Below are 12,894 nucleotides of genomic sequence, written 5' to 3'. Positions count from 1 at the left end.
TGAGGTAAACCTATACGCTTTATTCACATCCAATGCCTGATATACTCGTTTGTCTTGCCAATTACGGAGTAGAAGTGCTAATGAATGCCGAAAAATCGCCGGTAAACCATAACGTAGACCACGAAGAGATCGCTAAATTTGAAGCCGTCGCCTCCCGCTGGTGGGATCTGGAAGGTGAGTTCAAACCGCTGCACCGCATTAACCCGCTGCGTCTGGGCTATATTGCCGAGCGTGCTGGCGGTTTATTTGGCAAAAAGGTGCTCGATGTCGGTTGTGGCGGCGGCATTCTGGCCGAGAGTATGGCGCGCGAAGGCGCGACGGTGACCGGTCTGGATATGGGCTTTGAGCCATTGCAGGTGGCAAAACTGCACGCACTGGAAAGCGGCATTCAGGTGGATTACGTGCAGGAAACCGTGGAAGAGCACGCGGCAAAACATGCCGGGCAGTATGATGTGGTGACCTGCATGGAGATGCTGGAGCACGTCCCCGATCCGCAGTCAGTGGTCAGAGCCTGTGCGCAACTGGTGAAACCGGGCGGCGATGTCTTTTTCTCGACGCTTAACCGCAACGGCAAGTCATGGCTGATGGCGGTGGTTGGCGCGGAATATATTTTGCGCATGGTGCCCAAAGGCACGCATGATGTGAAGAAGTTTATTAAACCGGCAGAACTGCTTGGCTGGGTAGATCAGACAAGCCTTAAAGAGCGACATATAACCGGGCTACATTACAACCCGCTCACTAATACTTTTAAACTCGGCCCCGGCGTGGATGTGAACTATATGCTGCACACGCAGAATAAGTGAGGTTGTTGTTTGGCCGAGCCAATGCCTGATGCGACGCTTGCCGCGTCTTATCAGGCCTACAAATGCTCCCCGTAGGCCGGATAAGGCGTTTACGCCGCATCCGGCAACCGTGCCGACTAGACAGTGATTACCATTTCACCGTCATCGACAAAAACCCTGCCGTCTGGGCAAAATCATCACTCCCTTTCTGCCACGCCACGCTGCCGCGCAGGGACACTCGCTGACTGATATTGCCCGTGACTCCCACTTTTATTTCACCCCGTCGCTTCACCGCATCGTCACTGATAGTGCTGCCATCTTCTTCAATTTCCGTCGCATGGGGATCGTGATAATAATTCAGATCTAATGTTGGTGTGACACCAACCGCGGTACGCCATTCGCTGTGTAAACCCAGCCGCGTCTGAATATCATCCCCCTGCGATTGTGACACGCGCGCATGGTTAGCGGCGGTAAAATCATCCTGCTGCACGCCCTGATAAATCACCTGCGCCTGCGGTTCAATCACCACACCACGCCCCGGTAACCACTGATACCCGGCTTCCAGCGAGGCGATAATCCCCGACGAGTGGTAATGATCTGTGCCATCGTCTTGTTCGGAAACATCATTGTTAAACCACGCGTATTGCAGCCAGCTATCCAGCCAGGCCCCCTGCTTCTGATTACCGTGCTGATACCAGCTTGAGGTCAGCCCAACGGCATAACCGTGGTTCTGGTTATCGGCGCGAGTTCCGGTCATATTCGAGCGGCTCTCGCCCTGATTATCACTGTAGCCACCAACCGCCCCAAGCATCCACTCGCCATCATCGCCCCAGCGCCCGCTAAACAGGTCACCGCTAAGCTGCACCGTAGAAGTGTCTTCATGCTGAGCCAGTTGCCCTGCCGCCGTGTAATGATAACGTCCGCCGATAACACGTAAATTCAGCGTCTGACCATTGCCACCTGCATGATCGCGTCGCTCCATCATAAACGCCTGATTTGCCGCCCGCAGATTATTGAGATAACCGCCAACTTTGGCATTCAGCACCGGCTGGTAAGCGGGGATTGGATCGGGTGTTGGGTCAGGATCGGGTGTTGGGTCAGGATCGGGTGTTGGGTCAGGGTCTGGATCAGGTGGCGATGGCGGCGTTACTTCTTGCGATCGCAGATACCAGTCGTTGTTATCTTCCACTAGCGTGTAGTCATACGCTCCCATGTTGACGTAGCCACTGCCAGCCAGACTGAACTGTGCATTGTTTTGAAACTGCGTGGGATCAGCTGCGAAATCAACCACTTTAATGCCTGTCGATGTCGGCTCACCAATCCCTGTAATGGAGTTAACCACCACAGTTGTGTTGCCAGCAGTATTACCGTTCATCACCAATTGATCGCTTACCGAGTCATCGCCGTTTAATTCGCTGTCGAACAGTAGCGTACCGCCGCCGGTATAATCACCGTTTACCGTCAGCGTATCGCCAGCGACGCCATTTTGCAGGCTAACCGCACCGGACGTATTGGTCAGATCACCATTAACCGTCACGTCGGCAAGATAGGTCAGGCTGTCAGTTTCAAGGTTGGTATTAAGCTCACCTGTCAACGTCACGCCATCGGTAGCATTCACCAGCGTCCCATCGCCGTTAAACAATGAGGCATTAAGGGCGACGGAAGTATCCTGCCCGGTCAGACGCAAAACCGTACCATCGCTGATATCGATAGTGCCGCTGGAAGTAGCATCGATAGACTGAATATCCTGATCCGCGCCAGTAACGAACGTCGCCCCATCACCGACCCACAGTGACGAAGCATAAGGAAAGATATCCGCAACATCGCCTTTCAGGGTGCCTTCTTCGACACGTACTGCCGACTGCGTTGTACCGCTGGCGGTCAGCTCCAGCGTACCCGCCCCCGTTTTAGTAAATGTGCTACCCTCATCCTGATGCTGCCCGCTGCTGTCAGCCATCAGTGCGCCCCACTGCGTGTCTACCCCCGCATCAACTGCCACTTCACCGTCGGCGCGCATTTCAATATCACGCCCATGCTCAGTCGTCGTAGAGCGAGTATCGACATTGGCAGTAATCTCCATCACGCTTTCTTGTTGCTTATCGGTAAAGATAACCTGGCGGTTATAGTGGGTATCTCCAAGCTGCGAGTTGTCGCTCACCTCCAGCGTACCGGAGGCGATTTGTGTTGTGCCCAAATAACTATTATTGTTTGCCAGACTTACCTGCCCGTCGCCCGCATCGACCACCACGTAGACGCCATCTTTCCCGTCACCGCCGATATGCATATCGTTTCCACCTGCAAGATCTACCACATCCTGACTGCCGATAACCGTTCCGCTGCTGCCGCTGACTTCAAGGCCATCGTTGTATGATGTGCCACTCTGCCAGGTGGAGAAATCAGAGAGATCGAGCACACCGCCGTTTAACACGATCGACTGCGGATCGTCCTGGAGAGCGGCGAGATCTGCCGCGTCGCCTTCCAGCGAAAGCACCGCACCATCATCAACGACTATATCGCCGGTTAGCGCCATCGACTGCGCCCCCGACAGCACGTAGCTGCCGTTTTGCGCAATGGTGAGCTGACCAGCACCTTCGATGGTGCCAGCAAAACTACCTTGATTAACAGTAACATTGCCACCAGCATCGATATTTAAAGTGCCATTCTGAAAGCCCGTCAATGAGTGCACAAAGGTTTGTTGGGTGGAGCCAACGTTTAGCTCTGCCTGATTCTGGTACTTATCAATACTCCCTATCGTCAGACCGTAGCAGTCTTGCGGATCATCCTGGCAATGCGTATCGCCGACATTCATCAGTGAGTTGCTGCGACCCAGGGTAACTTCACCGTTTTCAATCTGCATCTCACCAGTAAAGTCATTGTTATCTGCATTAAGTACCAGATCGCCGGAACCTGTTTTGGTGATCAACCCGGTACCAGCAATAGAGTCAACAGCTCCGTCATTCTCTGTATTGCCAATAACCAGCGTTTTTCCGTCGGCAATATCAAAGGTAACTTCACTTAAGTCGAGATACATAAAGCCACCCGCCGCAGTGGAAGGACCATCTCCATAGCCTGCTGCGCTGTTGTTCTCATCCACTAACACGCCGCCGTTCTGGCTGTAGCTGTCATCAACAGAAATATCAATAAGATAGGGAGCCGTCGCGCTATTGGTATATATCGCCCCGCCATAACCTTCGGCAGTGTTATTTGTAAAGGCGGTGTTATTTATTATCGTATAACCTGAAGGATGCTTGCTGTCGCTATTATTATCGGTAACATCGATTGCCCCGCCATCGCCATCACTGTAACTTGTTGATGTATATACCTGGTTGTTATCAAAAATAACATCACTTAAATAAACGTCATTATTAATGGTATAAATTGCGCCACCTTTGCCATCATTAGCGATGTTATTGCGAAACATGGCGTTAGTGACACGTAAATCGACGGCACCAGTATCGTTAGTACCAGAAGAATAGATTGCGCCACCATAGCCGCCTGCGACGTTACCGGAAAAAATAACATCAGTAAGATTCAGCGTTGAGTTTTCTTTAGCAAATATGGCCCCGCCGTTATTATATTCTCCTGTAACGGTGTTATTGGCAAACAAAGTCATTCCAGTTTCATTTTCTGGTAATAGTGAAAATTCCGCTCCTTGTTGCAAAAATACGGCTCCTCCGCTGGCGTTATTGGTCATATCCGAAAAAACCAGCCATTGCCCATCGGCGACACTCCAGTCCTGCGTAATGCCTGAAAGGCTTTGCCTGCTGGCGTGACAACTCGCTTTGATATCATATCCCTGGCATAAATCAATGGCCGCCGCGACACCGTTAGCAGAGAAAAGAGATGCAATCATTGACGGGAGTAGAGATAAATACTCCTTGCGTAGAAAGATAATCCGCATATTAATCTGACCATCATTTTATATAAGACGGCATATTTAAACGCATTATACAATATGGGTTATCTTTCTTTTGTAAATTGTCCAACCCGATGCAATGGCTATTTTGTTATTATTTGATGAATAATATCAGTGCGTCATAATTCAAGTTAATAACCTTAAGGGATACCAGTTATATTTAAACTAAATTAAAGTAATGAATAATTTTCTTATAATATAAGGTAAATTAACAAAATGGCTTCGCATTTAACAATAACCGAATAGAAAACAACCATTTCGACATCAACAATCGCTTACATTCGTTTATATATTGACCACAACTGATACATCAGATTATGTGATGACTCGTGCTTAGATCAATTTTTGCAATCATTAGCAAAAAGATTAATAAACCATCTATATCAATTTATCCAACCTATTCTGCCGTTCAAGAAATCGCCGAACAGTTATTTTTAACAAATTTTTCTCTTCCCATTGACTTTCCCGGACACCTTGTCTGACCTAAGGTGCGCGAAAGCCACTTTTTCCTTCCTGAGTTATCCACAAAGTTATGCACTTGCAAGAGGGCCATTTTCACACTATCTTGCAGTGAATCCCAAACATACCCCCTATATATAGTGTTCTAAGCAGCTTCCCTTACTACAGGTAGTCTGCATGAAACTATTGCGGAAAGAATTCCAAAAACAGGTACGACATACATGAATCAGAATCTGCTGGTGACAAAGCGCGACGGTAGCACAGAGCGCATCAATCTCGACAAAATCCATCGCGTTCTGGATTGGGCGGCAGAAGGACTGCATAACGTTTCGATTTCCCAGGTCGAGCTGCGCTCCCACATTCAGTTTTATGACGGTATCAAGACCTCTGACATCCACGAAACCATTATCAAGGCGGCCGCAGACCTGATCTCCCGTGATGCGCCGGATTATCAGTATCTTGCCGCGCGCCTGGCGATCTTCCACCTGCGTAAAAAAGCCTACGGCCAGTTTGAGCCGCCTGCGCTGTACGACCACGTGGTGAAAATGGTCGAGATGGGCAAATACGATAATCATCTGCTGGAAGACTACACGGAAGAAGAGTTCAAGCAGATGGACACGTTTATCGATCACGACCGTGATATGACCTTCTCTTATGCTGCCGTTAAGCAGCTGGAAGGCAAATATCTGGTACAGAACCGCGTGACCGGCGAAATCTACGAAAGCGCCCAGTTCCTTTATATTCTGGTTGCCGCGTGCCTGTTCTCGAACTACCCGCGTGAAACGCGCCTGCAATATGTGAAGCGTTTTTACGACGCGGTTTCCACATTTAAAATTTCGCTGCCGACGCCAATCATGTCCGGCGTGCGTACCCCGACTCGTCAGTTCAGCTCCTGCGTACTGATCGAGTGCGGTGACAGTCTGGATTCCATCAACGCTACCTCCAGCGCGATTGTGAAATACGTTTCCCAGCGTGCCGGGATCGGCATCAACGCCGGGCGTATTCGTGCGCTGGGTAGCCCGATTCGCGGTGGTGAAGCGTTCCATACCGGCTGTATTCCGTTCTACAAACATTTCCAGACAGCGGTGAAATCCTGCTCTCAGGGCGGCGTGCGCGGCGGTGCGGCAACGCTGTTCTACCCGATGTGGCATCTGGAAGTGGAAAGCCTGCTGGTGTTGAAAAACAACCGTGGTGTGGAAGGCAACCGCGTGCGCCATATGGACTACGGGGTACAGATCAACAAACTGATGTATACCCGCCTGCTGAAAGGTGAAGATATCACCCTGTTCAGCCCGTCCGACGTACCGGGGCTGTACGACGCATTCTTCGCCGATCAGGAAGAGTTTGAACGCCTGTATACCAAATATGAGAAAGACGACAGCATCCGCAAGCAGCGTGTGAAAGCCGTTGAGCTGTTCTCGCTGATGATGCAGGAACGTGCGTCTACCGGTCGTATCTATATTCAGAACGTTGACCACTGCAATACCCATAGCCCGTTTGATCCGGCCATCGCGCCAGTGCGTCAGTCTAACCTGTGCCTGGAGATAGCCCTGCCGACCAAACCGCTGAACGACGTCAACGACGAGAACGGTGAAATCGCGCTGTGTACGCTGTCTGCTTTCAACCTGGGCGCAATTAATAGCCTGGATGAACTGGAAGAGCTGGCAATTCTGGCGGTTCGTGCACTTGACGCGCTGCTGGATTATCAGGATTACCCGATCCCGGCCGCCAAACGTGGAGCGATGGGTCGTCGTACGCTGGGTATTGGTGTGATCAACTTCGCTTACTACCTGGCGAAGCACGGTGTGCGTTACTCCGACGGCAGCGCCAACAACCTGACGCATAAAACCTTCGAAGCGATTCAGTATTACCTGCTGAAAGCGTCTAACGAGCTGGCAAAAGAGCAAGGCGCGTGCCCGTGGTTTAACGAAACCACTTACGCGAAAGGGATCCTGCCGATCGATACCTATAAGAAAGATCTGGATACCATCGCTAATGAGCCGCTGCATTACGACTGGGAAGCATTGCGTGAATCAATCAAAACGCACGGCCTGCGTAACTCCACGCTTTCTGCCCTGATGCCGTCAGAGACTTCTTCACAGATCTCTAACGCCACTAACGGTATTGAACCGCCGCGCGGTTACGTCAGCATCAAAGCGTCGAAAGACGGTATTTTGCGCCAGGTGGTGCCGGACTACGAGCACCTGCACGACGCCTATGAGCTGCTGTGGGAAATGCCGGGTAACGATGGCTACCTGCAACTGGTAGGTATCATGCAGAAATTTATCGATCAGTCGATCTCTGCTAACACCAACTACGATCCGTCACGTTTCCCGTCAGGAAAAGTGCCGATGCAGCAGTTGCTGAAAGACCTGCTCACCGCCTACAAATTCGGGGTCAAAACGCTGTATTATCAGAACACCCGTGACGGCGCTGAAGACGCGCAGGACGATCTGGTACCGTCAATCCAGGACGATGGCTGCGAAAGCGGCGCATGTAAGATCTGATAATCCCCCAGCCTTTGCACCAAACCGTCCCCTCTCCCCTTGCGGGAGAGGGTTAGGGTGAGGGGTAATAAAACCACAGGACACACTCATGGCATATACCACCTTTTCACAGACGAAAAATGATCAGCTTAAAGAACCGATGTTTTTTGGTCAGCCGGTCAACGTGGCTCGCTACGATCAGCAAAAATATGACATCTTCGAAAAGCTGATCGAAAAGCAGCTCTCTTTCTTCTGGCGTCCGGAAGAAGTTGACGTCTCCCGCGACCGTATCGATTACCAGGCGCTGCCGGAGCACGAAAAACACATCTTTATCAGCAACCTGAAATATCAGACGCTGCTGGACTCCATTCAGGGTCGTAGTCCGAACGTGGCGCTATTGCCGCTTATTTCTATTCCGGAACTGGAAACCTGGGTCGAAACCTGGGCGTTCTCAGAAACGATTCATTCCCGTTCCTATACTCATATCATTCGTAATATCGTTAACGATCCGTCTGTTGTGTTTGACGATATCGTCACCAACGAGCAGATCCAGAAACGTGCGGAAGGGATCTCCAGCTATTACGATGAGCTGATCGAAATGACCAGCTACTGGCATCTGCTGGGCGAAGGTACCCACACCGTTAACGGTAAAACTGTGACCGTTAGCCTGCGCGAGCTGAAGAAAAAACTGTATCTCTGCCTGATGAGCGTTAACGCGCTGGAAGCGATTCGTTTCTACGTCAGCTTTGCTTGTTCCTTCGCATTTGCAGAACGCGAATTGATGGAAGGCAACGCCAAAATTATTCGCCTGATTGCCCGCGACGAAGCCCTGCACCTGACCGGCACCCAGCATATGCTGAATCTGCTGCGCAGCGGCGCGGACGATCCTGAGATGGCGGAAATTGCCGAAGAGTGTAAGCAGGAGTGCTATGACCTGTTTGTTCAGGCAGCTCAACAGGAGAAAGACTGGGCGGATTATCTGTTCCGCGACGGTTCGATGATTGGTCTGAATAAAGACATTCTCTGCCAGTACGTTGAATACATCACCAATATCCGTATGCAGGCAGTCGGTTTGGATCTGCCGTTCCAGACGCGCTCCAACCCGATCCCATGGATCAACACCTGGCTGGTGTCTGATAACGTGCAGGTTGCTCCGCAGGAAGTGGAAGTCAGTTCTTATCTGGTCGGGCAGATTGACGCGGAAGTGGACACCGACGATTTGAGTAACTTCCAACTCTGATGGCCCGCGTTACCCTGCGCATCACTGGCACACAACTGCTGTGCCAGGATGAACACCCTTCCCTTCTGGCGGCGCTGGAATCCCACAATGTGGCGGTTGAGTATCAGTGTCGCGAAGGTTACTGCGGCTCCTGTCGCACCCGTCTGGTTGCAGGTCAGGTTGACTGGATTGCCGAACCGTTAGCCTTTATTCAGCCGGGGGAAATTTTGCCCTGTTGTTGCCGGGCAAAAGGCGATATTGAAATCGAGATGTGAATTGGTTGTAGTGCCAGATACAACGCTTATGCGTCTTATCTGGCCTACAACGATTACATGGCGTAGTAATACGCTTTCACCTGCTCCCAGTCCGCTTTGGGGATTGGCTCCAGATATTTTTCCAGCTGGCGGAAGTCATGATTAATCGCTTTATCGCGACGCAAGCGGCGACGACTTTTCTCCAGGTCAAGAAAACCAGCTTCTGCATTACCTTCTGTTTTCACATAGATATGGCGAACATAACAACAGCCATGCTGACGATTAATGCTATGCATTTTCTTAAACGCCAGCGCCACTGCTTTCAACATGGCTTGCCGTACTTCGTCAGAATAAGGCGATACTGCATGCTGGGCATACCAGTCAGCAATGCTGATGAACCCCGCCATATCTTCAGTCACCAGCAACGCTCGCCATTCACCCTCAATTTTCACCGCTTCACCAAAAACGATCTTCGGCACGATGACACCGGCCCGTTCCAGTTCTTTAATTACCGCAACCTCACGGACAATCGTTGGTCGGCCGAACGGATAACGTACGGAATGAAACAGATGATGCGTCATGCGCTTTACATACAGCTTTTTGCCGTTGCGCTCGACACATTGCACCCCGCTCATACCATTACGGCGATAGTTAGGCTCTTCAACCCAGTCGCCCTCTGTTGCCCACCAGTGATTAAATTCGTCGTACTTTGCTGAAACTGCCATACCCTATCGCCTGTCATTTTTATTAACGACAATGACTATAGGTGGTTACCTGAGGAAAATCTTAATGAAACGTGTCGTATTAATGAATTTCTTTTGCCACTACTAGCGTGACACCGCTTTTACCCTTCATTTGCAGCGCATAGATTCCACCAGCCACTACCACTAATAGTGCGCCCAGTAGATAAAATGTGAATTTAATCAGTCGGATACAGCGATGAAGTTTATTCGACAGGGATTAGGCATCGCCTTACAACCAGAGTTAACGCTGAAAAGCATTGCAGGTGAATTGTGTTCCGTTCCTCACGAACCAACCTTCTATCGACAGATTTCGTTGTTGGCTAAAGAAAAGCCGGTAGAAGGCAGTCCACTGTTTTTACTACAAACGTGTACGGAACAACTCGTGGTGAATGGAAAAATTTGATGTGAGACAGGATGGCGCATGAACGCCATCCTGCAGTAGCATTACTCTTTATTAAGGAATTTTACTGCCTTATCAGGGAAATCAGTAAACAGCCCATTTACACCCGCTTTGTTATACAGAGCATCATATAACTGATTCACATCAGTAGTGTATTCAGGCAGTTTATCTGACCGCACGGTATAAGGATGCACTACCAGTTTATTCTGCTGAGCATCTTGCACCATGCCAGTGAGTTTGATATTACCCGGCTGCGATGTTTCCTCAATCAACATATGGTAATCCGGCCCGATACCGTCGGCATATTCCGCCACCTGTTTCATAGCACCCGGCTTAAACATCCAGTCGTAGTTGTAATTAACCCAGCTTCCATCCGGCTGTTTCTGCTGCGTTTCATTCCAGTCGGTATAGGCAATCAGCTGTACCAGATTGAGATCCATGCCCATTTTGGGTTCCAGCTCATTCTTAATACGCTTCAGCTCATCAGCATCAAAACATTGCAAATAAACTTTGTCGTCCTTACCGGTGTAACCATATTTCTTCAGCACTTCCAGCGTTTTTGCCGCAATATCCTTCCCTTCCTGATGATGGAACCACGGCGCTTTAATTTCTGGATAGATACCGATATTTTTCCCGGTAGAGTGATTTAACCCCTGAACAAATTCAATCTCTTCTTCAAAGGTGTGCACCCGGAAGTCGGACTTACCCATTGGGAAACGCCCCGGATAAGTCTGTACTTTTTTACCGTTTTCAATATCGAAACCTTCGGTAAATTTCAGCGACTTAATTTCATCCAGCGTGAAATCTATCGCGTAGTAACGACCGTCTTTGCGCGCCCGATCCGGGAAACGATCGGCAACATCAGTAACACGATCGAGATAATGGTCATGCAGAACAACCAGATGGTCGTCTTTGGTCATCACCAAATCCTGTTCCAGATAATCCGCTCCCTGCGCATACGCCATCGCTTTTGCTGGCAGCGTATGCTCCGGCAAATATCCACTGGCACCGCGATGGGCGATGACTATTTTTTCGTTGCTGTCCGCCGCCATTGCACTGCTTCCCATGACTATAGTGCTCATCATGATCGCCATGCTAAGGTTTTTCAGCTTCAATTTCATGCCATTAGCCTCCGTTGCGTTTTTGCAGTAATTGTTCATGGCGACGTTTTTCGCCAATCATCACAACAATCAACAAGATAACCGCCAGAATGCTGCCGCCAATCATTACCATAAAGCCGCCATCCCAGCCGAAGAAGTCCACGGTGTAGCCAACAATCGCGCTCGCCGCCACCGAACCGCCCAGGTAACCAAACAGCCCGGTAAAGCCCGCTGCCGTACCTGCCGCTTTTTTCGGTGCCAGTTCCAGCGCATGCAGACCGATCAGCATCACAGGACCGTAGATCAGGAAGCCGATAACAATCATACAAATCATATCGACGGTTGGGTTACCTGCCGGGTTCATCCAGTAAACGATAGTCGCGATGGTCACCAGTGTCATAAAGAAAACGCCGGTTGCCCCACGGTTGCCACGGAAGACTTTATCCGACATCCAGCCGCACAGCAGAGTGCCCGGAATACCTGCATATTCATAAAGGAAGTAGGCCCAGGAGGATTTATCCAGCGCGAAATGCTTAACCTCTTTCAGATAAGTCGGTGACCAGTCGAGGATGCCGTAACGCAGCAGATAAACGAACACGTTGGCGATGGCGATATACCACAGCAGTTTGTTCGGCAGTACGTACTGCATGAAGATTTGCTTCGCCGTCAGCTCCTGTTCCGCTTTTTCGTTATAGTCGTCCGGATAATCATTTTTGTACTCTTCGATCGGCGGCAAGCCACAGGATTGCGGGGTATCGCGCATCATCGCAAAGGCGAATAATGCCACCAGAATGGCGCAGAAAGCAGGCATATAGAGCGCCGCATGCCAGTCATTGAACCAGGCCATCCCCAGCAGGAACAGCAGCGGCGGAATACCACCACCGACGTTGTGCGCACAGTTCCACACTGACACAATGCCGCCACGTTCTTTCTGCGACCACCAGTGCACCATAGTACGACCACACGGCGGCCACCCCATCCCCTGGAACCAACCGCAGAGGAACAACAGTACAAACATCACCGCAATGCTCGACGTCGCCCATGGCACAAAGCCCATAAACAACATCACTGCCGCCGCCAGAATCAAACCTGCGGGCAGGAAAACGCGCGGATTCGAGCGATCCGATACCGAACCCATTATGAATTTCGAAAATCCATAAGCGATCGAGATCCCCGAAAGCGCGAAACCTAAATCACCGCGAGAGAATCCCTGCTCGACCAGATAAGGCATAGCAAGCGCAAAGTTCTTACGAACCAAATAGTAAGCCGCATAGCCAAAGAATATCCCCAGGAAAATTTGCCAGCGCAATCGACGATAAGTCGGATCGATCTCCGCAGCAGGTAAGCGCGCTTTGTGTGGCGCTGGTTTAAAAATACTCAACATTGAAAGCCTCCGTGGCCCGTGGTCTTATTTATGATTAACAGACTGATTCAGTGGGAGAACCTGCCGTTTCTTTAGTTGCCGCGATGTTAAGAAAACATTCAGAAATTAAATGTGAATTGCCGCACACATTATTAAATAAGATTTACAAAAT

The 12,894-nt window shown here is 50.2% G+C and carries 9 protein-coding genes and 2 pseudogenes; 5 read left to right on the top strand and 6 right to left on the bottom strand.

Annotated elements, in window-relative coordinates; all coding sequences use genetic code 11:
- Positions 1–80: 80 nt before the first annotated feature.
- Positions 81–803: a bifunctional 2-polyprenyl-6-hydroxyphenol methylase/3-demethylubiquinol 3-O-methyltransferase UbiG gene (gene ubiG / locus HGD79_RS23595; RefSeq protein WP_000990766.1), complete on the top strand. Its 723-nt coding sequence runs from the start codon at positions 81–83 to the stop codon at positions 801–803.
- Between the two features lie 127 nt (positions 804–930).
- Here the strand turns inward: ubiG and yfaL are convergent, their stop codons facing one another.
- Complete coding sequence (yfaL, locus tag HGD79_RS23590; protein ID WP_168848519.1) at positions 931–4,683, bottom strand: AIDA-I family autotransporter adhesin YfaL/EhaC; 3,753 nt, start codon at positions 4,681–4,683, stop codon at positions 931–933.
- A gap of 424 nt (positions 4,684–5,107) precedes the next feature.
- On the bottom strand, positions 5,108–5,251 hold the full coding sequence (gene ypaB / locus HGD79_RS26915) for a protein YpaB (protein ID WP_001300064.1): 144 nt from the start codon (positions 5,249–5,251) through the stop codon (positions 5,108–5,110).
- Positions 5,252–5,378: 127 nt separating this feature from the next.
- Here ypaB and nrdA point away from each other — a divergent pair, with 127 nt between their 5' ends.
- The 3 genes from nrdA to yfaE all read left to right on the top strand — a co-directional run bounded on the left by nrdA (position 5,379) and on the right by yfaE (position 9,137).
- A complete protein-coding gene (gene nrdA, locus HGD79_RS23585) occupies positions 5,379–7,664 on the top strand; it encodes a class 1a ribonucleoside-diphosphate reductase subunit alpha (RefSeq protein ID WP_001075177.1) in 2,286 nt (761 codons plus the stop codon).
- 88 nt (positions 7,665–7,752) lie between these two features.
- On the top strand, positions 7,753–8,883 hold the full coding sequence (gene nrdB, locus HGD79_RS23580; RefSeq protein ID WP_000332036.1) for a class Ia ribonucleoside-diphosphate reductase subunit beta: 1,131 nt from the start codon (positions 7,753–7,755) through the stop codon (positions 8,881–8,883).
- Positions 8,883–9,137, top strand: coding sequence for a ferredoxin-like diferric-tyrosyl radical cofactor maintenance protein YfaE (gene yfaE, locus HGD79_RS23575; protein ID WP_000135040.1), 255 nt, complete (start codon positions 8,883–8,885; stop codon positions 9,135–9,137). Before nrdB ends, yfaE begins: the two co-directional genes overlap by 1 nt.
- A gap of 53 nt (positions 9,138–9,190) precedes the next feature.
- Here the strand turns inward: yfaE and inaA are convergent, their stop codons facing one another.
- Positions 9,191–9,841: a lipopolysaccharide kinase InaA gene (inaA, locus tag HGD79_RS23570; RefSeq protein WP_000301050.1), complete on the bottom strand. Its 651-nt coding sequence runs from the start codon at positions 9,839–9,841 to the stop codon at positions 9,191–9,193.
- A 79-nt stretch (positions 9,842–9,920) separates the two neighbouring features.
- A pseudogene (locus HGD79_RS26750) lies at positions 9,921–10,025 on the bottom strand (hypothetical protein); the annotation flags it as partial.
- On the opposite strand from HGD79_RS26750, the pseudogene HGD79_RS23565 reads away from it, so the two are divergent.
- A pseudogene (locus HGD79_RS23565) lies at positions 10,023–10,262 on the top strand (LysR family transcriptional regulator); the annotation flags it as partial. The pseudogenes HGD79_RS26750 and HGD79_RS23565 overlap by 3 nt on opposite strands.
- Positions 10,263–10,303: 41 nt before the next feature.
- On the opposite strand, the gene glpQ reads toward HGD79_RS23565, so the two are convergent.
- A complete protein-coding gene (gene glpQ / locus HGD79_RS23560; RefSeq protein WP_000768973.1) occupies positions 10,304–11,380 on the bottom strand; it encodes a glycerophosphodiester phosphodiesterase in 1,077 nt (358 codons plus the stop codon).
- Between the two features lie 4 nt (positions 11,381–11,384).
- Positions 11,385–12,743, bottom strand: a complete 1,359-nt coding sequence (gene glpT, locus HGD79_RS23555) for a glycerol-3-phosphate transporter (protein WP_000948732.1) — start codon at positions 12,741–12,743, stop codon at positions 11,385–11,387.
- Positions 12,744–12,894: the final 151 nt, after the last annotated feature.

Source organism: Escherichia sp. SCLE84 (genome assembly GCF_012584495.1).
In the GTDB taxonomy this organism is placed as follows: domain Bacteria; phylum Pseudomonadota; class Gammaproteobacteria; order Enterobacterales; family Enterobacteriaceae; genus ECMA0423.
Note: the sequence above shows the minus strand (reverse complement) of the source record. Positions and strands in the feature narration are given on the sequence as shown.